This window comes from Pseudomonas sp. LBUM1649, assembly GCF_059716155.1.
Genome location: NZ_CP166807.1, coordinates 6,176,800 through 6,198,570, shown reverse-complemented (window position 1 = coordinate 6,198,570; position 21,771 = coordinate 6,176,800). Strand labels below are relative to the sequence as shown.

Below are 21,771 nucleotides of genomic sequence, written 5' to 3'. Positions count from 1 at the left end.
GATGGTCGTCAACGATAACGCTGGCTGTCTGATGCCCAGCGTTGCTTCATCGTCCATCGCGAGCATGCTCACTCCTACAGGGTGGGCGTGTTCTTACAGGATGCGCACGCGCAACGAACGGCCTTTGATCTTGCCGTCGTTCAGGCGCTGCAAGGCCTGCTTGGCGATCCCGCGTTCCACGGCCACGAAGGCCTGGAAGTCGAAAATCGCAATCTTGCCGACCTGGGCGCCCGGGATGCCAGCGTCACCGGTCAGTGCGCCCAGAATATCGCCCGGACGAACCTTGTCTTTACGGCCGGCGCCGATGCACAGGGTGCTCATCTGCGGCAGCAGCGGACCGCCGCCCTGGGAGGTGAGGTTGTCCACCTGATCCCAGTTCAGCGGGCTCTTCTGCAATTGCTCGATGGCCTGGGCGCGGTGCGCTTCGGATGGTGCGACCAGGCTGACCGCGATGCCTTTCTCACCAGCACGACCAGTACGGCCGACGCGGTGGATGTGGATTTCCGAATCACGGGCCAGCTCGACGTTGATCACCATGTCCAGCGCGTCGATGTCCAGGCCGCGAGCGGCGACGTCGGTGGCTACCAGCACGGAGGTGCTGCGGTTGGCGAACATCGCCAGGACCTGGTCGCGGTCACGTTGTTCCAGGTCGCCGTGCAGACCGACCGCGGAGATACCTTTGGCCGTCAGGTGATCAACGGTTTCCTGGACCTGCTGCTTGGTGAAGCAGAACGCCACGCAGGACGCCGGGCGGAAGTGGCCAAGCACCTTGGTCACGGCGCTCATGCGATCGTCCGGGGAGATTTCGTAGAAACGCTGCTCGATCTGCGTATCGTCGTGGAACGCCTCGGCCTTCACTTGCTGCGGGTTGCGCATGAACTTCGACGCCAGTTGCTTGATGCCCACCGGAAAAGTGGCGGAGAACAGCAGAGTCTGGCGACGCTCAGGGCACTGGGCGATGATTTCTTCGATGGAATCGTAGAAACCCATATCGAGCATACGGTCAGCTTCGTCGAGGATCAGTGTGTTGAGGCCATGGAGCACCAGCGAACCCTTGCGCAGGTGCTGCTGAATGCGCCCCGGCGTGCCGACGATGATGTGCGCGCCGTGTTCCAGCGAAGCGATCTGCGGCCCCAAGGACACGCCGCCGCACAGGGTCAACACCTTGATGTTGTCTTCGGCACGGGCCAGACGACGGATTTCCTTGGCGACCTGGTCGGCCAGCTCACGGGTCGGGCAAATGACCAGCGCCTGGCAGCCGAAGTAGCGCGGATTGATCGGGTTCAGCAGACCGATACCGAAGGCAGCGGTCTTGCCGCTGCCGGTCTTGGCCTGGGCGATCAGGTCCATCCCCTTGAGGATCACCGGCAAGCTTTGCGCCTGGATCGGCGTCATCTGGGCATAACCGAGGGAGTCGAGGTTAGCCAGCATGGCGGCGGACAGCGGCAAAGTATTAAATTCGGTGGCGATGGTGGTCACGGGACTGGCCTGCAAAACAAAATGTCGCGCAGTGTACCAGTCCGATGGCCATACGCCCTAAGGCTCTATGTGCTCTTCCGGACGTTTGACGCGCCGTCCGTCTTCCTTTGAGAGTTGGGAAAAGATCGTTGCGGCCAGCATCGCCATGATTCCGACAGTGACAAACGTCAGTTGGAACGCGCCCAGCACGGTCTCGACACCATCGTTCCCGATCCCTGCCGTGAAACCGCCGAGCAACGCACCGGCGCAGGCCACGCCCAGGCTCAGGGACAACTGCGCCACCACCGACAGCAGGCTATTTCCGCTGCTGGCACTGGCGTCGTCGAGGTCGATCAGGGTCACGGTGTTCATCGCGGTGAACTGCAAGGAGTTGATCGCCCCCAGGACTGCCAGCAGGCACAACAGCAGCCAGTACGGCGTCTGCTCGCTGACCAGGCCCATGCTCGCCAGCATTATCCCCAGCGCCAGGGTGTTGCCGGTCAACACGATGCGGTAGCCCAGGCGTTCGATCAGCGGTCGCGCCACCCACTTGGCGATCATCGCGGCAGCCGCCAGCGGCAGCATGCTCATCCCGGCCTGGGACGGTGAGTACCCCAGCGCCACTTGTAGCAACAGCGGCACGAGGAACGGCAGGGCGCCGCTGCCGAGCCGGGCGAAGAGGTTGCCGAGAATGCCGACGGCAAAGGTCCGGGTCTTGAACAGCGACGGCGCAAACAGCGGATTATCGATGTGCCCGGCGCGCAGCCAGTAAGCCGCCAGGCAGGCCATGCCGCCGAACAGCAGCAGCATCACCCGCAGGTGCGGCAGGTGCAGTTCGCCCAGCCCTTCCATGGCGACGGTGATCAGGATCATCGCCGCGCCGAACAGCAGGAAACCCAGGCTATCGAAGCGGGTACGCTCGGAACCGCGTAGATCAGGGATGAATTTCCACACGGCGTAGCAGCCCACGAGTCCCACCGGCAGGTTGATCAGGAAGATCCAGTGCCAGGTCAGGTACTGCACCATCCAGCCGCCCATGGTGGGGCCGATCAACGGCCCGAGCAGGCCGGGAATGGTGATGAAGCCCATGATTCGCACCAGTTCCGAGCGCGGGTAGGCGCGCAGCACCACCAATCGCCCGACCGGCAACATCAACGCGCCGCCCAGGCCCTGGATCACCCGGGCGCCGATCAGCATGCTCAAGCTGCTTGATAATGCGCAGAGCAACGAGCCGAAACTGAACAGCAGGATCGCACTGAAGAAGATTTTTTTCGTGCCGAAGCGGTCGGCGATCCAGCCCGAGGCGGGGATCAGCAAGGCGACCGTGAGCATGTAGGCAATGATCACACCCTGCATGCGTAGCGGGTCTTCCGCCAGGTCGCTGGCCATGGCCGGCAGGGCGGTGTTGAGGATCGTCCCGTCGAGGGACTGCATGAAGAAGGCAATGGCGACGACCCATGGCACCCAGCGGGCGGTGACTGGATCGAGAGGCAGGCGGTTCGGCATGAGACCTCATGTCAGTGTGAATCAGGTAGACCGTGGTGGCTTCATCGCGGGCAAGCCTTGCTCCTACAGGTCTGGAGCCAGACACAATTGCGCGGAAAACCTCGATCCTGTAGGAGCAAGGCTTGCCCGCGATGCTTTTAGAGGGTCAACGTAAGTCGCCTGACAAGCGCCCCCGGCAACAACGCCGATGCCGTCGCCCGCTGGCTATAGGTGCTCGCCGACAACAGCAATTCGCGCTCCGTGGTCAGCGCTTCCAGCTGTGAACCCAGCAGACTGTAGGCGCTGTCATCGAAACGCATGGTGCTGACCGGTGCCTGGATCTTGCCATCCTCGACCCAGAAGGTCGCAAACCGCGTCATACCGGTCAGGCGTGCCGCCGGTTGATCCGAGAAATTCAGGTACCACAGGTTGCTGATGTACAAACCGGTACCGAGTTGCTTGAGGATTTGTGCCTCAGGCAAATTCCCGGCCTGCATGTTCAGGGCCGTTGGCGATTCCCCGCCGCTGGCGCCGTTGGCGGTCAATCCGTACTCGGCGGCGCTGCGTGAACCCACCAGTTGCGCACCGGCCTTGCCTTCGACAATCAAACCCAGATCGCTTCGCGGATAACCTTCGTCGGAGAACGCCGGGCTCAGCGAACCGCTGACCTTTTCGTCCAGCGAGACCAACGGGCTGAACGCATGATCGCCCCCGTAGAGCTTCTGCAACGGGCTGCTTTTGCTGGCAATCGACTGCGCCGAGAAACCGCCCCAGCACAGCATGCCCATGATTTCTTCCAGCGCGGCGGGCGCCAGGTAGGCGCGGTAGTGACCCGGGGCCAAGGTGCGCAGCGGCCGTCCCAGGTACTCAAGCTGCTCACGTGCCTGCTGGAAGCGTTTGGCGAAGCCTTCGCTGTTCCAGTCGTGCCCGGCATAGCTGGCCTTCACCGCCTGGCCGTTTTCATGGAACAGGCTGAAATCGAAGTTGAAGCTGTTGGCCTGATGCCAGCCGAAGGCGCCGGCGGAACTGGCGAAACCACGGCTGATCGGCCCGGCTGCATAGAACCCGACCAGATCCAGGCCTTCGGCGGCCTGGGTGATTTCGGCGACCACCTGCTCGGTGTCCGGCAGCGGATGCTCCTGCACGTTCTGGCTTTGCCAGCCGTTGTAGTTGAGCAGCAGGTAGGGGTCCTGGGGCAGTAGCGGCAAGGTTTCGCGCAGCTGTTGCAGACCTTCGGCCAGGCGCTGATGGTCGACTGCAGGATCGCCCGCCAGGGTGATTTGCAGGTCGGCGTGGCGGCCATCGTTGATCAGTTTCAAACCGATGCTCGCCTGCTGCACCTGCCCCGCCTGACGCACCTTGGCGTGGTTGAAACGCACGAAGGCCGACGATTCGGCGGCGTAGCTGAGGGTGAATTGTTCCGGTTCGCGTAACGCTTCGCGCAATCCCGCGACCAATGCCTTGAACGAATCGGCCTGGGCTTTCGACGTAGTCATCAGCTGTCTCCCCCAAAAACATCAACGTTGCTGAATACGCAGGCTGGCGAGGCATGGCCGACGCGTATCACTTGATTCGGTTCGCCCTTGCCACAATTGGGCGTGCCCAGCACCTTGAAGGTGCTGGCATCGCCGACCGCGCTGAGGCTCTTCCAGAACTGCGCGGAAATCGCCCGGTAATTCGGGTTCTTGACCACGCCCTTGAGTTCGCCGTTTTCGATCAATTGGCCCCATTCGCAACCGAACTGGAACTTGTTGCGCGCATCGTCGATGGACCACGAGCGGTTGGTGCTCATCAAGATGCCGTGTTCGATGTTGCCGATCAGTTGCGCAAGCGGCTGATCGCCAGGCTCGATGTTGAGGTTGGCCATGCGGTCGATCGGCGGGCGATTCCAGCCGCAGGCGCGGCTGTTGGCGACACCGTCCAGGCCGGCGCGGAACTGCGAGAGTGCACCGCCCAAGGGGCGCAGCAGCAGACCTTCGCGAATCAGGAACTGTTTGCTGGCAGCCGTGCCGTCGTCGTCATGGCCATAGCTGGCGAGCTGTTCGGGAATGTCCGGGTCGAAGGTCACATTGAGCAGTTTCGAGCCGTATTGCAGGCTGCCGAAGTCGCCGGCGGAGACGAAACTGGTGCCAGCATAATTGCGCTCGTCGCCGAGAATGCGGTCCAGTTCCAGCGGATGGCCGATGGATTCGTGGATCTGCAGCATCATCTGGTCGGGCATCAGCAGCAGGTCGCGCGGACCTTGCGGCGTGTTCGGTGCCAGCAACAATTGCAGTGCCTGATCGGCGACCAGCGGGCCGGCACCGACCAGGCCGCAGCGGCTGATCACGTCAAAGCCGCCCTGTTGGCCGAAGTTCTCGCGACCCAGGCTGCGGGTCTGGCTGTCGCTGCCGTCGTAGGCGGTGACGTCGAGACCCGGGTAGACGAAGCGCTGGGCCTGACGCAGTTCGGCGCCGGCGCTGTTGAGGTAGATCTGCTCGACGTGGGTGATGCCGAGGCTGACCTGCCAGCTCACCAGGCGCTCGTCCTTGGGCACGGCGGCGGATTCGGCCCCCAGCAGCTGGTAGCAGTCGCTCAGGGAAGGGAAGGGCTGGTCGAGGCTCGGCGAGAAATAATCGGCACGGTCGCTGGATACCGCATGTTCGCGCAGGTCCAGCAAGGCGTGAGGCTTGAGTCGGCGCGCCTGTTGTTCGGCGCGTTCGAGGGCGGCTTGCAGGCCCTGTTGCGACAAGTCATTGGTGGCCGCATAGGCTTCGACGCCGTTGACCCGCACAGTCAGCATCGCCCCTTCGTCGCGGCTCAGGCTCGGCGGTTCGGCAACATTCTTGCGCACCGACAGGTACTGGCCGGACTCGCGCACATAACGCAGGGAAAAGAATTCGGCGCCCGTGCGCAAGGCGGCAAAGCGCTGCTTGAGCTGGGGGTGGAAATCGAACATTCGGGAACCTCCTTGGTATGGAGTGACGGTACAGCGGTGCGGCGAGGGGATGAAGCGATTGCGCGGCACTAGAGTAGGCCTGCATGGGGGGAGGATCAAGTTTGGATCGCTAGAGGTGTGCTGGTTGGTAGGGCCTCATCGCGAGCAAGCTCGCTCCCACAAGGTCATGCGCCAATTTTGAAATCGCGCATATCCTGTGGGAGCGAGCTTGCTCGCGATTGGCCGTGACGCGGTGTAATGCCTTATGCAGTCTGGCTCACTTCACGCATCGGCTTGCCCTTCACCGGCGCATCGCCGGCCACGAAGTAGGCGGCCTTGCTGCGCGGCAGCGGCTGGCGACCACGTATCTTGTCGGCGATTTTCTCGGCCATCATGATCGTCGGCGCATTCAGGTTGCCGGTGGTGATGATCGGCATGATAGAGGCATCGACCACACGCAGGCCTTGCATGCCATGCACGCGACCTTCGCCATCCACCACGGCCATCTCGTCGGTGCCCATCTTGCACGAGCAGGACGGGTGGAACGCGGTTTCGGCGTGTTCGCGGATGAACTTGTCCAGCTGCTCATCGGTTTGCACGTCAATGCCCGGGCTGATTTCGCGGCCACGGAAGGCGTCCAGCGCCGGTTGCTGCATGATTTCACGGGTCAGGCGGATGCCGTCGCGGAATTCCTGCCAGTCCTGCTCGGTGGCCATGTAGTTGAACAGGATGCTCGGGTGCTGGCGTGGGTCCTTGGACTTGGCCTGGATGCGCCCACGGCTCGGCGAACGCATGGAGCCCATGTGCGCCTGGAAACCGTGCTCTTTCACACCGTTGCTGCCGTTGTAGTTAATCGCTACCGGCAAGAAGTGGTACTGGATGTTCGGCCATTCGAATTCCGGACGGGTGCGGATGAAACCGCCGGCTTCGAACTGGTTGCTGGCGCCGATACCGGTACCGTTGAACAGCCATTCGGCGCCGATGGCCGGCTGGTTGTGCAAGAGCAGCGACGGGTACAGCGAGACCGGTTGGGTGCAAGCGTATTGCAGGTACAGTTCAAGGTGATCCTGCAGGTTTTCACCGACGCCCGGCAGGTTGTGGACCACCGGAATGTCGAGCTTGTTCAGCAGTTCGGCCGGGCCGACGCCGGAGCGTTGCAGGATCTGCGGCGAAGCGATGGCGCCGGAGCACAGCAGCACTTCCTTGCGCGCCTTGGCTTCAACGCGCTCTTCAGCAGTGCCGACCAGGTAACGCACGCCGACCGCACGCTTGCCTTCGAACAGGATCTTGTCGGTCAGGGCGTGGGTGACGATGGTCAGGGTCGAGCGCTTCTTGGCCACGTCCAGGTAACCGCGGGCGGTGGAGGCGCGACGGCCTTTGGGCGTCACGGTGCGGTCCATCGGACCGAAACCTTCCTGCTGATAACCGTTGAGGTCTTCGGTGCGCGGGTAACCGGCCTGCACGCCGGCTTCAACCATGGCGTGGAACAGCGGGTTGTTGCCGGCTTTCGGCGTGGTCACGCTGACCGGGCCGTCGCCACCGTGGTAGTCGTTCGGGCCGATGTCACGGGTTTCCGCCTTGCGGAAATACGGCAGGCAGTCCAAGTACGACCAGTCCTCAAGACCTGGCAATTTTGCCCAGCCGTCGTAGTCCATGGCGTTGCCACGGATGTAGCACATGCCGTTGATCAGCGAGGAACCGCCCAGACCCTTGCCGCGACCGCATTCCATGCGACGACCGTCCATGTGCGGCTCCGGATCGGTTTCGTAGGCCCAGTTGTAGCGACGGCCTTGCAGCGGGAACGCCAGGGCGGCCGGCATCTGCGTGCGGAAGTCCATGCGGTAGTCCGGGCCGCCGGCTTCGAGCAGCAGGACGGTGACGCCTTCGTCTTCGGTCAGACGAGTCGCCAGGGTGTTACCGGCCGAGCCGGCACCGATGATGATGTAATCGAATTCTTGGGACATTGAATGCACCCTCTTTGAAGTTGGTTCAGGTCGCGGATCGCCGGGACGCCGCGCAACCTTGTGGCGAGGGGATTTATCCCCGTTCGGCTGCGCAGCAGTCGTAAAATCGGCGAACGTGGTTTGTCTGGAGGCATGCGGTGTCTGGATGGGGGGCTGCTGCGCAGCCCAGCGGGGATGAATCCCTCGCCACAGAAAAGCCCCTCACAGCACTCCAGACTTCGCGTGGGTTAGAACACCGAGGCGTAATCGCCCAGCTCGACCTGTACCGATTTGATGCGGGTGAAGTTGTTCAGCGAGCTGATCCCGTTTTCACGACCAACACCCGACTGCTTGTAGCCGCCGACTGGCATCTTCGCGTCGGACTCGCCCCAGGCGTTGATCCAGCAGATACCGGCTTCCAGTTGGTGAATCACGCGGTGGGCGCGGTTCAGGTCCTTGGTGACGATACCGGCGGCCAGGCCGAAGTCGGTGTCATTGGCACGGCGGATCACTTCTTCTTCGGTTTCGTAGCTGAGGATCGCCATCACCGGGCCGAAGATTTCTTCGCGGACGATGGTCATGTCGTCGCTGCAGTCGGTGAACACGGTCGGCGCGACGAAGGCGCCCTTGGCGAATTCGCCTTCGGTCAGACGCTCGCCGCCGCACAGCAGGCGGGCACCTTCTTCCTTGCCCTTGGCGATGTAGCCCAGCACGCTTTCCATGTGGGCGAAGCTGACCAGCGGGCCGAAGTTGGTGTTTTCGTCTTCCGGGTTGCCGACGCGGATGCGCGCAACACGTTCAACGATCTTGGCTTCGAAAGCGGCTTTCAGGTGCGCCGGTACGAACACGCGAGTGCCGTTGGTGCAGACCTGGCCGGAGCTGTAGAAGTTGGCCATCATCGCCGTGTCGGCAGCGCGGTCGAGATCGGCGTCGTCGCAGATGATCAGTGGCGACTTGCCACCCAGTTCCATGGTCACGTCTTTCAGCGAAGAGCTCGAAGCGCTGGCCATGACTTTCTTGCCGGTGTCGGTGCCGCCGGTGAACGAGACTTTCTCGATGCGCGGGTGCTCGGTCAGCCAGGTGCCGACTTCACGGCCGCTGCCGGTCAAGACGTTGAACACACCCGCTGGCAGGCCGGCTTCGGTGTAGATCTCGGCCAGTTTCAGGGTGGTCAGCGAGGTGACTTCGCTTGGCTTGAAGATCATCGCGTTACCGGCAGCCAGGGCCGGTGCGGATTTCCACAGGGCGATCTGGATCGGGTAGTTCCACGCGCCGATACCGGCCACGACGCCCAACGGCTCGCGACGGGTGTAGACGAACGAAGTGGTGCGCAGTGGGATCTGCTCGCCTTCGATGGCGGGTACCAGGCCTGCGTAGTACTCCAGCACGTCAGCGCCGGTGACGATGTCGACGTAGCGGGTTTCGGAGTACGACTTGCCGGTGTCCAGGGTTTCCAGGGCGGCCAGTTCATCGTTGCGCTCGCGCAGGATATCCACGGCACGACGCAGGATGCGCGAACGCTCCATGGCGGTCATCGCGGCCCAGATTTTCTGGCCCTTTTCGGCGCTGACCACCGCGCGCTCGACGTCTTCCTTGGTTGCACGTTGTACTTTTGCGAGGACTTCGCCGTTAGCCGGGTTGATGGCTTCGAAGGTGGCGTCGCTGCCAGCATCGGAGTAAGCGCCATCGATGTAGAGTTTTTGCAGTTCGAAACGGGCCATAAAGTCCTCGCAAGTGCATAAGTGATTGGCGCGTTCAGGGGTTGAGCGCTCTGTTGTGCTCTAACTCACCCGCTTGGCCAGTTGGAAATCCATGTATTCGTAAGCAATCTGGTGCGCCTGCCCGGTGTCGAAAGCATCTCCCGACAGCGCGCCGCGCAACCACAAGCCGTCAATGAGAGCTGCCAGGCCACGGGCTGCACTGCGCGCGTCATCGAGCGGCAGTACGCGGCGGAACTGGCAGCACAGGTTGGAATACAGACGGTGATCGTTGATCCGCTGCAACCTGTGCAAAGACGGGTGGTGCATGCTGGTGGCCCAGAAGGCCAGCCAGGTTTTCATTGCCGGGCCATTGACCTGGCTGGCGTCGAAGTTGCCTTCGATGATCACCCGCAGATGCGCCCGCGGGCTGGCATCTGTCAGCGCCTGACGGCGCGCGGTGACGTTCTCGCTGAGGACACTCATCAGGTACTGCGCCGTGGCAGCGATCAGGCCGTTCTTGTCCTGAAAGTAATGACTGATGATGCCATTCGAGACGCCGGCCAAACGGGCGATCAGCGCAATGCTGGCGTCCCCCATTCCGACCTGATCGACCGCCAGCAATGTGGCTTCGATCAACTGCTGGCGACGGATGGGTTGCATACCGACCTTGGGCATCTTGCACATCTCCTTAGGCCTTCCGGCAGACGCAGAACGTCTATCGGATTGAGGGCCAGTCTATTTTGTTTTGATTGAACGTTCAATCAACAAAGAATAAGATCTGCGACAAATCGTCGCTGCCTACAGATTTTTCCTACGCGTAACGGCGAAAAAAACGACTTCCGAAAATGCTCGAAACCCACGCGCCACGGCGTTAAAGGGGGTTCGAGCTTTGTCGGGCTGTCTTTATATCACCCGCTGGTCGGCTGCCCACTAAGCGATTGGTCGGGTAACTCGTTTGTCTTGCGTTCTTCTCTCGCACTGCCCGGAGCATCTGTGCCATGAGTTCTGCCTCGCTAATAAAGACCCCACCCGAGAAGGTGACGGTCAACGGTTGGGTGTTCTACACCTCTACCGCGTTGATTCTGTTGTTGACCGCCATTCTGATCATCGCCCCGCAAGAGGCGGGCAGACTGCTCGGTACGGCGCAAGCCTGGTTGTCCCGCAGCTTCGGCTGGTACTACATGGTGGTGATTGCCGCCTACCTGATCTTCGTGGTCGGTCTGGCGTTCTCGTCCTACGGCAAGCTCAAGCTGGGCAGCAAGGACGACACCCCGGACTTCAGCTATGGCGCCTGGGCGGGGATGCTGTTCTCGTCGGGTATTGGCATCTCGCTGCTGTACTTCGGTGCTTCCGAGCCGCTGGACCACTACTTCAACCCGCCGGAAGGCGTGGCTGGCAGCAACCTTGCCGCCCGTCAGGCCGTGCAGCTGACGTTCCTGCACTGGGGGCTGCATGGCTGGGCGATCTATGCCTTGGTCGGCCTGGCGGTAGCGTACTTTGCCTACCGGCATAACCAGCCGTTGGCGTTGCGTTCGGCGCTGTATCCGCTGGTGGGCGAGCGTTGGGTCAAAGGCGCGGCGGGTCATGCGGTAGACGGCTTCGGCATGTTCGTGACCCTGCTGGGTCTGGTGACCAACCTGGGGATTGGTTCGCTGCAGGTGTCGTCGGGCCTGGAAAACCTGTTCGGCATGGAACACAGCAACACCAACCTGCTGATCGTGATCATCGTGATGAGCACCGTGGCGACCATCGCTGCCGTGTCGGGTGTGGAAAACGGCATTCGTCGCCTGTCCAACCTCAACATCATCCTGTTCAGCGGCCTGTTGATTTTCGTCCTGCTGTTCGGTCCGACCCTGCACCTGCTCAACGGCTTTGTGCAGAACGTCGGTGACTACCTGAACGGCGTGGTGCTGAAGACCTTCGACCTTTATGTATACGAAGGCGATAGCGAGAAGTCCGACCGCTGGTTGGGCCTGTGGACCCTGTTCTATTGGGCCTGGTGGATTTCCTGGGCGCCATTCGTAGGCATGTTCATCGCGCGTATTTCCCGTGGTCGCACGGTGCGTGAACTGGTCGCTGGCGTGTTGCTGATTCCGCTGGGTTTCACCCTGGCGTGGCTGTCGATCTTCGGTAACTCGGCGCTGGACCTGGTGATGAACCACGGGGCGGTGGAACTCGGCAAGACGGCGCTGGAACAGCCGTCCATGGCGATCTACCAGTTGCTTGAGCACTACCCGGCGTCGAAAGTGGTGATCGGCGTATCGATTTTCGTCGGTTTCGTGCTGTTCCTGACCCCGGCGGATTCCGGCGCGGTGATGATGGCCAACCTGTCGTGCAAGGGCGGCAACGTCGACGAAGATGCGCCGCACTGGCTGCGAATCTTCTGGTCGGCGGTAATCACTCTGGTGACCATCGGCCTGCTGTTCGCCGGTAACTTCGAAGCCATGCAAACCATGGTGGTACTGGCCGGCCTGCCGTTCTCGGTGGTGTTGGTGTTCTTCATGTTCGGCTTGCACAAGGCCATGCGCCAGGACGTGCAGATCGAACAGGAGCAAGCGGAGTTGGCGGCACGTGGTCGTCGTGGATTCAGCGAGCGTTTGACCCAGCTGGACCTGCAACCGAGCCAGTCGGTGGTACAACGCTTCATGGATAAGCATGTGAGCCCGGCATTGCAGGATGCGACGACGCAAATGCGTGCTCAAGGCCTGGAAGTCCAGACGCTGCTGGGCAAGTCCAAGCGTTGCATGGGCGTGCGGGTCGAGATGGAAGAGGGCAACCCTTTTGTATACGAAGTCAGCCTGGATGGTTATCTGGCTACGCCCACCGAATCGGCGCAGTCCGATGAAGCACGTCAGCGCTACTACCGCGCCGAGGTGTACCTGCACAACGGCAGCCAGGACTACGACCTGATGGGCTTCACTCAGGATCAGATCACGCGTGATGTGCTCGATCAGTTTGAAAGCCATCGGCAGCTCCTTGGCCGGGTGTATAGCTAAGTTGTGAAGTGATGCGGTGCAGCGAATGCACCGCTGATCTTTTGTGGTGAAGAGATTTCTGTGGCGAGGGGATTTATCCCCGTTGGGCTGCGAAGCAGTCCTAAAACCTTTCACCGCGATCTATCTGACACACCGCGTTGTCTGGTTTTTGGGGCCGCTTCGCGACCCAACGGGGATAAATCCCCTCGCCACAGGAATCCCCTTGTCACAGTTGTCAGTGTTCCAAACGCAAAAGATGCACCAACAAAAACGCCGCGATCCTCTCGCGGCGTTTTTGTGTCTGTTGCCTTACCCCAGGTTCTTGCCGAGCAGCGCGTGGTACAGCTCGCTGTCGCCGAGAATCCCGACCACTTTGTTGTTGTCGTGCAGCACCAGTTTGTTGCCGGTCTGATAACGAATCTGCAGCGCATCGCGCATGCCGATATTGGAATCCACCAGCGTCGGCCGGCGCCCCAGGCCTTCTACCGCCTGCCCTGGAATCCAGTTCTGCAGGTCCAGGCTCGCACCGTTCTGGCGTGCGCCCTTGATGGTATTACCCTCAGCCAGGTCCAGCCACGAATCGCCGCCCGGATCGAGGCACACCGAACCGTTGATGCGCTTGCAGTTGTCCAGGGTGCGCATCAGGCTGCGCCCGCACAGTACGTTCAGCGGGTTGGTGTGGGCGACGAAGGTGCGAACGTAGTCATCCGCGGGGTTGAGGACGATTTCTTCAGGCTTGCTGTACTGGATGATCCGGCCGTCTTTCATGATTGCGATACGGCTGCCGAGCTTCAGGGCTTCGTCGAGGTCGTGACTCACGAAGACGATGGTTTTGTTCAGCTTGCGTTGCAGCTCCAGCAGTTCGTCCTGCAGGCCCTGGCGGATCAGCGGGTCGAGCGCCGAGAAGGGTTCGTCCATCAGCAGAATGTCGGCGTCCATCGCCAGCGCACGGGCCAGGCCCACACGTTGCTGCATGCCACCGGACAGCTCATCGGGTTTCTTGTTGCGCCATTGGGTCAGGCCCACCAGTTCGAGTTTTTCATCGACCAGTTTCTTGCGTTCCTTCTCCGGACGGCCCTGCATTTCCAGGCCGAAGCTGATGTTCTCGCGCACCGTCAGCCAAGGCATCAGGGCGAACTTCTGGAACACCATCGCGATGCGCTTGGTGCGCATCATTTTCAGTTCGGCGGCGGTGCAGGAGGCAATGTTGATCTGCTTGCCTTCGTGCTCGACGAACAGCTTGCCACGGCTGACGGTGTTGAGGCCGTTGATGCAACGCAGCAGACTGGATTTGCCGGAGCCGGACAGGCCCATCAGCACGCAGATTTCACCTTTTTCGATATCCAGGCTGGCCTTTTCGACACCAACGATCTGCCCGGTCTTTTTCAGGATCTCGCTGCGGGTCAAGCCCTGGTCGAGAAGTTTCAGTGCTTCGCGCGGATCTTTGGTGAAGATCACGTCGACGTCTTCGAAGCGAATTATGCTCATGCGTCACCCCCTACTTTGGCGTCGGGTTGTTTGCAGATACGGTCGAGCATGATCGCCAGCAGTACGATCGCCAGGCCCGCTTCGAAGCCCAGGGCGATATCAGCAGTGTTCAGTGCGTTGACCACCGGTTTACCCAGCCCGTCGGCGCCCACCAGTGCCGCGATCACCACCATCGACAGCGACAGCATGATGCACTGGGTGATACCGGCCGCGATGCTCGGCATGGCGTGGGGCAGTTCAATCCGTGTAAGCAGTTGGCGACGCGAGCAGCCAAAGGCCTTGCCGGCGTCCATCAGTTCTTGCGGGACATCGCGGATGCCCAGGTAGGTCAGGCGGATCGGCGCGGCAATGGCGAACACCACCGTCGAGATCAGGCCCGGGACCACACCCAGCCCGAAGAGGGTCAGGGTAGGAATGAGGTAAACGAAGGTCGGTACGGTCTGCATCAGATCGAGTACCGGACGCATTACAGTGTAGAACATCGGCTTGTGCGCGGCGACGATACCCAAGGGTACGCCGATGACCACGCAGACCAGGGTGGCGAACAACACCTGGGCCAGGGTTTCCATGGTTTCCTGCCAGTACCCCAAGTTGAGGATCAGCAGGAAGGAGGCAACGACGAAGGCGGTGAGCCCCCATTTGCGCTGGATGAAGTGGGCAAGTATTGCGATTAGGCCGATCAAGACCAGCGGGTTGAACCAGGTCAGCGCAAACGTCACGCCGTGGATCATCGTCTCCAGTGACACGGCAATTGCGTCGAAGGTGTTGGCGCCGTGTTGCGTCAACCATTCGACGAAGCCTGCGATGTACTGGCCTAGAGGTATTTTCTGATCAATCAGCATGGTAGTGAACGTCCGCATGCAAGGAAATAAACAGCCCGGACGGCATACGCCGTCCGGCATAAGCGATGCTCTCTAATTCAAGGCTGTGCGAGCTTGGCTTTAACGGCCTCCAGGCCTGGTTTACCGTCAATGGTGGTCACGCCAGCGAGCCAGGTATCGAGCACCTGGGGATTCTTTTTCAGCCAGGCCTTGGCGGCCGCGTCAGGCTTCATTTTGTCGTCCAGGATGTTGCCCATCAGTTCACTTTCCATGTCGACGGTGAACTCCAGGTTCTTCAGCAACTGACCGACGTTGCTGCATTCCGCGGCGTAACCCTTGCGGGTGTTGGTCGCCACGGTGGCGGCGCCAAAATCGGGGCCGAAGAAGTCGTCGCCGCCGGTCAGGTATTGAATTTTGAAGCGCTTGTTCATCGGGTGCGGCGCCCAGCCCAGGAACACCACGGAAGTGTCGCGTTTCTGTGCGCGGTCGACTTGGGAAAGCATGCCTGCTTCGCTGGATTCGACAACCTTGAAACCGGCGTCTTTGAGGCCGAAGGCGTTCTTGTCGATCATGCTCTGGATCAGACGGTTGCCGTCGTTTCCTGGCTCGATCCCGTAGATCTTGCCGTCGAGCTCTTTCTTGAATTTGGCGATGTCGGCGAAGTCATGCAGCCCCTTGTCGTAAAGGGCTTGAGGGACGGCCAGGGTGTATTTGGCGCCCTTGAGGTTGGTGCGTACGGTGTCCACGGTGCCGGCATCGCGATAGGGCTTGATGTCGTTTTCCATGGTCGGCATCCAGTTACCCAGGAACACGTCCATGTTCTTGCCGTCGGCCAGGGACTTGTAGGTCACGGGCACGGAAATCATGGTGGTCTTGGTCTTGTAGCCGAGGGCGTTGAGTACGACGCTGGTGGTAGCGGTAGTCGCGGTAATGTCGGTCCAGCCGACATCGGAGAAGTTTACGGTGCTGCATTGGGCCGGTTCGACGGCTTGGGCCAGAACCGGCAGACTAAGCAGGGCGGCCAACAACAACGACGGGGAACCTTTCATGGATGGACTCCTTGGTGTTTTTTTTTGGCAGTGTTTCCGACTGGAACCACCGCACTTATAGGTTGCGGTTGGATGGCGTTCTGGAGACAGCTCTACCACGGCGCCTTGCAATCGAGTCGATACGATCATGTACCAGTGAAAATCTGACGCCTACAGGGTGCGTCGTAACCAGTACAGGGATGGTCGCATCCAGTGTCGGTGACGTCGTTTACAGCTTTTTTCAGCCTCTTTTGTCCGTCTGAGCCGCAAAAAAACGGCGAAAACACGACGTGAAAGACACGCGGCGTTCGTGGACATGAGTGCGTCGGTGTGAGACGTCGAACGACAGGATAAAAGCCTGATGATGCGGCCATCCCGACGGATTGCAGCTTGAGCGTAGCAGCTCCGTCACCGGGCGCTCCTGCGCCTGGAGTTGGCACATCTAGGAGTCCGGCAGCAATGGCTATCAGTGTTTTCGACCTGTTCAAAATCGGCATCGGCCCTTCCAGTTCACACACCGTGGGGCCTATGCGGGCGGCGGCGCTGTTCGTGCAGGGCTTGCGCGAACGGGGGCAGCTTGAGCACGTTCGACGTGTCGACGTGCAGCTCTTTGGTTCGCTGTCGGCCACCGGCATCGGCCACGGCAGCGACAACGCGGTGATCATGGGGCTGATGGGCGAGTGGCCGGACGCGATCGATCCGTCGCAAATCGGCATTCGCATCGACATCCTGCGCGAAACCGGCACGTTGTTGCTCGACGGCCGCCTGCCGGTCCCGTTCATCTGGGCCAGGGACATGCGCCTGATCGATGAAAACCTGCCCTTTCACCCCAATGCCATGACCCTGATTGTCGAAGGCGATGACGGCGAGTTGCATCGCGATACCTACTATTCGGTCGGTGGCGGTTTTGTCGTCGATGAGGCGCAAGCCAGCAGCGGTGTGGTCGATATGGATCGCACCATGCTGCCGTTCGATTTTTCCAGCGCCGCCGAGCTGCTGGAGTTGTGTAAAAAGCACAACCTGCGAGTGGCCGAGCTGATGATGGCCAACGAGAAGGTCTGGCGCAGCGAAGAGGAAATTCGCAGTGGCCTGATGCACCTCTGGCGCGCCATGCAGGATTGCGTCGAGCACGGCCTCAAGCACGAGGGTATCCTGCCCGGCGGCCTGAACGTGCGCCGTCGCGCGGCCAAATTGCATCGCAGCTTGCAGGAGCTGAACAAGCCCAACGTGATCGGCTCGACGCTGAGCGCCATGGAGTGGGTCAACCTGTTCGCCCTGGCGGTCAACGAAGAGAACGCCGCCGGCGGGCGCATGGTCACGGCACCGACCAATGGGGCGGCCGGGATCATTCCGGCGGTGTTGCACTACTTCATGAAGTTCAGCGAGCACGTGACCGACGCCAATGTCGTCGACTACTTGCTCGGCGCGGCTTCGGTCGGGATTCTGTGCAAGAAGAACGCCTCGATTTCCGGTGCCGAAGTCGGTTGCCAGGGCGAAGTCGGCTCGGCCTGCGCCATGGCGGCGGCTGGATTGGCGGAAATCCTTGGCGCCACACCGGAACAACTGTGTAACGCGGCGGAAATCGGCCTGGAGCATAACCTGGGGCTCACGTGCGATCCGGTGGGCGGCCTGGTGCAGGTGCCGTGCATCGAGCGCAACGCGATTGCGGCGGTGAAGGCGATTAACGCGGCGCAAATGGCTTTGCGAGGCGATGGTCAGCACTTTATCTCCCTGGACCGAGTGATTCGCACCATGCGCGATACCGGTGCCGATATGCATGACAAATATAAAGAGACGTCGCGGGGTGGGTTGGCGGTTAGTGCGGTTGAATGCTGAGATCGAGTCGCCCTGTGGCGAGGGGATTTATCCCCGTTGGACTGCGCAGCAGTCCCATTTTTTTGGGGCCGCTTCGCAGTCCAACGGGGATAAATCCCCTCGCCACAGGAATCGTGACAGCCACAGACCAGTCAAAACTGCGCGTAAAGTGAACACCTGCTACAACACGCGCCACCTTTTGGCGCGTCGCAAACAGGTAAACGACTTTCACACGGTCAGGGATCCGCAACGCTCCTGACCATCCGTCACCCGTGCCTGCGGTGACACTCTTACAGAGCTCCCTGTAGCTCTGTTCCCACAAGTGCTACCAATTTGCTCACACGCAACGGGGCAGAGCGCTTACCGCCATTGATGGCACTTATAACCTCTACTCCCTGCTCGTCATATATAGACACATTCCGACGTCGTTTTTAGGAGTTATTGAACGCGCATTCAAATTTAGGCATGGCAATTGCTCTGTCATTACAAAGCCCGTCTCCCACGCGAGAACGATGGCAATAACAAGAGCCTCCGCCTGAGGCCATCACCCGCTTTGTGTGAGGAGATACCGCGATGACGTCGTTCAACTCCGGGGCCCAACCCCAGAACCGTGCGCCTCAATCCATCGGCTTTCTGCTGCTGGACAATTTCACGCTGATTTCCCTGGCCTCCGCAGTCGAACCGCTGCGCATGGCCAACCAGTTGTCCGGCCGCGAGCTGTATCGCTGGACCACCCTCACCGTCGATGGCGGTCAAGTCTGGGCCAGTGACGGTCTGCAGATCACACCTGACGCCTCCATGCACAAAGCGCCTCCTCTGGACACCGTGATCGTCTGCGGTGGTATCGGTATTCAACGCACTGTTACCCGTGAACACGTGTCATGGCTGCAGAGCCAGGCGCGTCAGTCCCGTCGCCTGGGTGCGGTCTGCACGGGCAGCTGGGCCTTGGCGTGCGCCGGCCTGCTGGACGGTTTCGATTGCAGCGTGCACTGGGAATGCCTGGCGTCGATGCAGGAAGCGTTTCCGCGGGTGGCCATGAGTACCCGCCTGTTCACCCTTGACCGTAACCGCTTCACCAGCTCCGGTGGCACCGCGCCGCTGGACATGATGCTGCACCTGATCAGCCGCGATCACGGTCGTGAGCTGTCGGCCGCGATCTCGGAAATGTTCGTCTACGAGCGCATCCGCAATGAGCAGGATCACCAGCGCGTGCCGCTCAAGCACATGCTCGGCACCAATCAGCCGAAGTTGCAGGAAATCGTCGCGCTGATGGAAGCCAACCTCGAAGAGCCGATCGACCTCGACGAACTGGCGGTGTACGTCGCCGTGTCCCGTCGTCAGCTGGAGCGGCTATTCCAGAAATACCTGCATTGTTCGCCGTCGCGTTACTACCTGAAACTGCGCTTGATCCGCGCGCGGCAACTGCTCAAGCAAACGCCGATGTCGATCATCGAAGTGGCATCGGTCTGTGGCTTCGTGTCCACGCCGCACTTCTCCAAGTGCTACCGCGAATACTTCGGCATTCCGCCGCGCGACGAGCGCGTAGGTTCCAACACCACGCAGCAAGTGGCGATGATGCCGCTGCCGCAGGCATTGGTGCTGTCGCCGTTGTCCGGGCCGTTGTCGGCGCTGAGTCAGGCGCGTAATGAGTCGACTTTCGCTAGCGTAAGGCTTTAAACCGCATCAATTTCATCGCGAGCAAGCTCGCTCCCACAGGTTATTCGTTGAACCTGTGGGAGCGAGCTTGCTCGCGATTCGATTTATCGGGCAACGTGGCTCTGTTGGTACTCCGCCAACGCTGGCAGCAACTGCTTGTCGATGGCCTGGCGCACAGCCGGCAGGATCGTCGCGCTGCTGGTGTACATCTGCTTGACCATGGTGCGCAGCACGATGGCCCGTTCGTTGTTCAGACCTCGCACAGCAAATTCGCAAGCCTGCTCGGCCGTGGCGCCGCTCGGCACTTGAAAGCCCAATGACTTGAGCTTGCCCAACAGGTCTTCCTGGTCTATCAAATCGGCGTGCATCATGACGCAAATCCTTCTTCTGGGAATGGTCTCGTGGCTCGATTCTGGTAGTGGCACGCAGTGGCGGCAAGGGCGATTTGTCGTAATGGCAGCATTGACTATGAACAGGTCGTTTTCGGGCTATTTACCGGCGATGAGAGTCGGCACACTGGACCCAGCTCGCTTCACGAGGGTTTGGTCACCTTCGCACGGCAGCTCCTCAACAGTACCCTCTGCCTCGATCCTGTCACGGCTTGATCGGGGCTTTTTTTGCCTGTGAATCAATGGGGAAGATGTTGTCAGGAATGACGCCATCGCGAGCAGGCTCGCTCCCACATTTGATCTGCGTCGTGCACAAATCCCCTGTGGGAGCGAGCCTGCTCGCGATGAACGATGACGCGGTCTAGCGTAGCAACACAAGAATGCGCGACAACAATTCATCCCGATCCACATAACAGCCTTGGAAATGCCGAGCCCCGGTGGCAGGGTCGAAGGCGTTGCGGGCGTGCAAGGTGCGGCGGTTGTCAAAGCACCACAACTCGCCAGGGTTGAGCCGCTGCATCAAGCGAAAGCGAGGCTCGCGAGTCATCGCGATAAAGCGGCGATAGGCACGATAGAGCTTGGGCATCTGCTCCACCGAAGCATCGAACGGCCCCCGCAAAAAGTTCGCCATGCGGATTTCCGACACTTGCCCCAAGCCATCCAGTGCGATGATCGGTGCGAGGCAACGGTAGTCGCTGTGGCGGTCTTTATTGCGGAATTCCACGGGAATCTCGCAGAGGCTCTGGAATGATTCCGGGTCTTCCCTGCGCAGCGCCTCGGCGATGGCAAAACCATCGACAAAAATGCTCTCGCCACCCTCGGCATCGTTGACCAGGCAATGCAGGAACTGCAGTCCCGGTTGTAACTCGCGAGTCGGCAGATCGCTGTGCAACGGCAGGTTGAAAGCGGTGTAGGCGTTGCTGTCGGCATCGGCCTTGGATTGCACGTTGAACAGCACGCCGAAATTGCTCTCGCGGATGAAGGAAATGCGCTGGGCGACCTGCTTCAGCGAGCCGGGCTCGGTGGGTACGCCACGGACCTGGGTCAGGCCGGTGTCGCGCACGACCAGCAGCCATTGCAACAGAGCCTGGTTGTCGTTCATCAGCGCTTGATACTCGAACACCGGCAACTGCAAGTCACTGTGCCAAAGCCTGGCTTTGGGCTTGCCTGCCAGGCGCTCGGCGCGGGATTCGTCGTCATAGGCGTGGGCTCGCAACCAGCCAGGGTCGAAGCGGCTGAGGTGGCCATCCTGCCACTGGATACTCAGGCAACCTTCAGTATCGACGCTGGTTTGGACAGGCATCAGGTTGTCCGGTACATCGACGATTTCCAGCACCTGTTCGCGAGTCACCGTGTAGACGCATTGCGGGCACGGGCAATTGTCCCGCAGCCACGGATGGTGGAAGGGACTGACGCGGTTGTCGGCCCACTTCACCAGGACACGATCCGCCAAGGCCTGCACGCCTGTCAGCGCGCTGATCAACGGATAAGTACGGAAGTCGGCAAAAGCGGCGGCGGTGTTCATGCGATCTCCTTGTTATTTTTTTGGCGGTAATGCGATCACTCGGCCGATGTAGGCGGGGGCGGGCAGGTCGGTCTGTTCGGCGACGATGGCTTGCAGTTTCCCCAGGGTCACTTCGCTGAATGGAGTGGAGCTTGGCCCAGCGAGGTCGACGTGCAGCAGCATTTGCTCGTTGCCCGCCAGCTCCTTCGCGTCGCCCACCAGATGCAGGCTGTGGTAGAGGTGCAGGCGTTTACTGTCGTGGCCGATGATCTGCGTATGCACTTCGACATCGGCGTCGAGCTTCACTTCGTGCAGGTAATTAAGGTGCAGCTCCAGGGTGAACAGTGAGTTGCCGCTGGCTTCGCGGTTGTTGCTGTCCATGCCCAGGCGGTCCATCAGTGCATCGGTGGCGTAGCTGAAGATCAGCAGGTAGAAGGCGTCGCGCAGGTGGCCGTTGTAGTCGACCCAGTCGGGGATGATTCTTGTTTGGTAGATGGTTAGTGCAGGCATGTTGTGGGATTCCAAATGTGTGGTGACTGACCTGCCGCTATCGCGAGCAAGCTCGCTTGTATGTTTAGACTTGAAGGGGCGG

General features: G+C 60.8%; 16 protein-coding genes. 3 read left to right on the top strand and 13 right to left on the bottom strand.

Going from position 1 to position 21,771, the window contains the following annotated elements; all coding sequences use genetic code 11:
- Nucleotides 1–93 precede the first annotated feature (93 nt).
- From dbpA to betI, 7 genes are all read right to left on the bottom strand, one after another.
- Nucleotides 94–1,431 carry an ATP-dependent RNA helicase DbpA gene (gene dbpA / locus ACA058_RS28760; RefSeq protein WP_497640021.1) on the bottom strand — a complete coding sequence of 446 codons (1,338 nt, stop codon included), beginning with the start codon at nt 1,429–1,431 and terminating at the stop codon, nt 94–96.
- Between the two features lie 105 nt (nt 1,432–1,536).
- A complete protein-coding gene (mdtD, locus tag ACA058_RS28755) occupies nt 1,537–2,964 on the bottom strand; it encodes a multidrug transporter subunit MdtD (RefSeq protein ID WP_497636925.1) in 1,428 nt (475 codons plus the stop codon).
- A 137-nt stretch (nt 2,965–3,101) separates the two neighbouring features.
- A complete protein-coding gene (locus tag ACA058_RS28750) occupies nt 3,102–4,439 on the bottom strand; it encodes a TldD/PmbA family protein (protein WP_497636924.1) in 1,338 nt (445 codons plus the stop codon).
- Nucleotides 4,439–5,881, bottom strand: a complete 1,443-nt coding sequence (locus tag ACA058_RS28745) for a TldD/PmbA family protein (protein WP_497636923.1) — start codon at nt 5,879–5,881, stop codon at nt 4,439–4,441. Before ACA058_RS28745 ends, ACA058_RS28750 begins: the two co-directional genes overlap by 1 nt.
- 242 nt (nt 5,882–6,123) lie before the next feature.
- Nucleotides 6,124–7,824 carry a choline dehydrogenase gene (gene betA, locus ACA058_RS28740; RefSeq protein WP_497636922.1) on the bottom strand — a complete coding sequence of 567 codons (1,701 nt, stop codon included), beginning with the start codon at nt 7,822–7,824 and terminating at the stop codon, nt 6,124–6,126.
- A gap of 227 nt (nt 7,825–8,051) precedes the next feature.
- Complete coding sequence (gene betB / locus ACA058_RS28735; RefSeq protein WP_497636920.1) at nt 8,052–9,524, bottom strand: betaine-aldehyde dehydrogenase; 1,473 nt, start codon at nt 9,522–9,524, stop codon at nt 8,052–8,054.
- A 60-nt stretch (nt 9,525–9,584) separates the two neighbouring features.
- The gene (gene betI / locus ACA058_RS28730) at nt 9,585–10,178 is read right to left on the bottom strand and encodes a transcriptional regulator BetI (RefSeq protein ID WP_497636918.1); all 594 of its coding nucleotides are present in this window, start codon (nt 10,176–10,178) and stop codon (nt 9,585–9,587) included.
- Nucleotides 10,179–10,558: 380 nt separating this feature from the next.
- On the opposite strand from betI, the gene ACA058_RS28725 reads away from it, so the two are divergent.
- Nucleotides 10,559–12,499 carry a BCCT family transporter gene (locus ACA058_RS28725; RefSeq protein ID WP_497640020.1) on the top strand — a complete coding sequence of 647 codons (1,941 nt, stop codon included), beginning with the start codon at nt 10,559–10,561 and terminating at the stop codon, nt 12,497–12,499.
- 288 nt (nt 12,500–12,787) lie between these two features.
- On the opposite strand, the gene choV is transcribed toward ACA058_RS28725, so the two are convergent.
- The 3 genes from choV to ACA058_RS28710 form a co-directional block, all read right to left on the bottom strand.
- Entirely contained in the window at nt 12,788–13,966 is a 1,179-nt protein-coding gene (gene choV, locus ACA058_RS28720; protein WP_497636916.1) for a choline ABC transporter ATP-binding protein, read from the bottom strand.
- Nucleotides 13,963–14,808 carry a choline ABC transporter permease subunit gene (gene choW / locus ACA058_RS28715; protein ID WP_497636914.1) on the bottom strand — a complete coding sequence of 282 codons (846 nt, stop codon included), beginning with the start codon at nt 14,806–14,808 and terminating at the stop codon, nt 13,963–13,965. The genes choV and choW overlap by 4 nt, the downstream gene beginning before the upstream one ends.
- 77 nt (nt 14,809–14,885) lie before the next feature.
- Nucleotides 14,886–15,836, bottom strand: coding sequence for a choline ABC transporter substrate-binding protein (locus ACA058_RS28710; protein WP_497636913.1), 951 nt, complete (start codon nt 15,834–15,836; stop codon nt 14,886–14,888).
- 438 nt (nt 15,837–16,274) lie between these two features.
- Here ACA058_RS28710 and ACA058_RS28705 point away from each other — a divergent pair, with 438 nt between their 5' ends.
- Nucleotides 16,275–17,651 carry an L-serine ammonia-lyase gene (locus tag ACA058_RS28705; protein WP_497636912.1) on the top strand — a complete coding sequence of 459 codons (1,377 nt, stop codon included), beginning with the start codon at nt 16,275–16,277 and terminating at the stop codon, nt 17,649–17,651.
- A gap of 552 nt (nt 17,652–18,203) precedes the next feature.
- The gene (gene gbdR / locus ACA058_RS28700; protein WP_497636911.1) at nt 18,204–19,307 is read left to right on the top strand and encodes a choline metabolism transcriptional regulator GbdR; all 1,104 of its coding nucleotides are present in this window, start codon (nt 18,204–18,206) and stop codon (nt 19,305–19,307) included.
- A gap of 83 nt (nt 19,308–19,390) precedes the next feature.
- On the opposite strand, the gene ACA058_RS28695 is transcribed toward gbdR, so the two are convergent.
- From ACA058_RS28695 to ACA058_RS28685, 3 genes are all read right to left on the bottom strand, one after another.
- Nucleotides 19,391–19,657 (bottom strand): hypothetical protein, encoded by a 267-nt coding sequence (locus tag ACA058_RS28695; protein WP_497636910.1) that lies wholly within the window; start codon nt 19,655–19,657, stop codon nt 19,391–19,393.
- Between the two features lie 379 nt (nt 19,658–20,036).
- Nucleotides 20,037–21,200, bottom strand: a complete 1,164-nt coding sequence (locus tag ACA058_RS28690) for a gamma-butyrobetaine dioxygenase (protein WP_497636909.1) — start codon at nt 21,198–21,200, stop codon at nt 20,037–20,039.
- 12 nt (nt 21,201–21,212) lie between these two features.
- Nucleotides 21,213–21,689, bottom strand: coding sequence for a thioesterase family protein (locus ACA058_RS28685; RefSeq protein ID WP_497636908.1), 477 nt, complete (start codon nt 21,687–21,689; stop codon nt 21,213–21,215).
- Between the last annotated feature and the right edge of the window lie 82 nt (nt 21,690–21,771).

Coding starts and splice junctions, on each gene's coding strand:
- dbpA (WP_497640021.1), bottom strand. CDS start 1,431: ATGCTGGCTAACCTCGACTCCCTCGGTTATGCCCAGATGACGCCGATC.
- mdtD (WP_497636925.1), bottom strand. CDS start 2,964: ATGCCGAACCGCCTGCCTCTCGATCCAGTCACCGCCCGCTGGGTGCCA.
- ACA058_RS28750 (WP_497636924.1), bottom strand. CDS start 4,439: ATGACTACGTCGAAAGCCCAGGCCGATTCGTTCAAGGCATTGGTCGCG.
- ACA058_RS28745 (WP_497636923.1), bottom strand. CDS start 5,881: ATGTTCGATTTCCACCCCCAGCTCAAGCAGCGCTTTGCCGCCTTGCGC.
- betA (WP_497636922.1), bottom strand. CDS start 7,824: ATGTCCCAAGAATTCGATTACATCATCATCGGTGCCGGCTCGGCCGGT.
- betB (WP_497636920.1), bottom strand. CDS start 9,524: ATGGCCCGTTTCGAACTGCAAAAACTCTACATCGATGGCGCTTACTCC.
- betI (WP_497636918.1), bottom strand. CDS start 10,178: ATGCCCAAGGTCGGTATGCAACCCATCCGTCGCCAGCAGTTGATCGAA.
- choV (WP_497636916.1), bottom strand. CDS start 13,966: ATGAGCATAATTCGCTTCGAAGACGTCGACGTGATCTTCACCAAAGAT.
- choW (WP_497636914.1), bottom strand. CDS start 14,808: ATGCTGATTGATCAGAAAATACCTCTAGGCCAGTACATCGCAGGCTTC.
- ACA058_RS28710 (WP_497636913.1), bottom strand. CDS start 15,836: ATGAAAGGTTCCCCGTCGTTGTTGTTGGCCGCCCTGCTTAGTCTGCCG.
- ACA058_RS28705 (WP_497636912.1), top strand. CDS start 16,275: ATGGCTATCAGTGTTTTCGACCTGTTCAAAATCGGCATCGGCCCTTCC.
- gbdR (WP_497636911.1), top strand. CDS start 18,204: ATGACGTCGTTCAACTCCGGGGCCCAACCCCAGAACCGTGCGCCTCAA.
- ACA058_RS28695 (WP_497636910.1), bottom strand. CDS start 19,657: ATGATGCACGCCGATTTGATAGACCAGGAAGACCTGTTGGGCAAGCTC.
- ACA058_RS28690 (WP_497636909.1), bottom strand. CDS start 21,200: ATGAACACCGCCGCCGCTTTTGCCGACTTCCGTACTTATCCGTTGATC.
- ACA058_RS28685 (WP_497636908.1), bottom strand. CDS start 21,689: ATGCCTGCACTAACCATCTACCAAACAAGAATCATCCCCGACTGGGTC.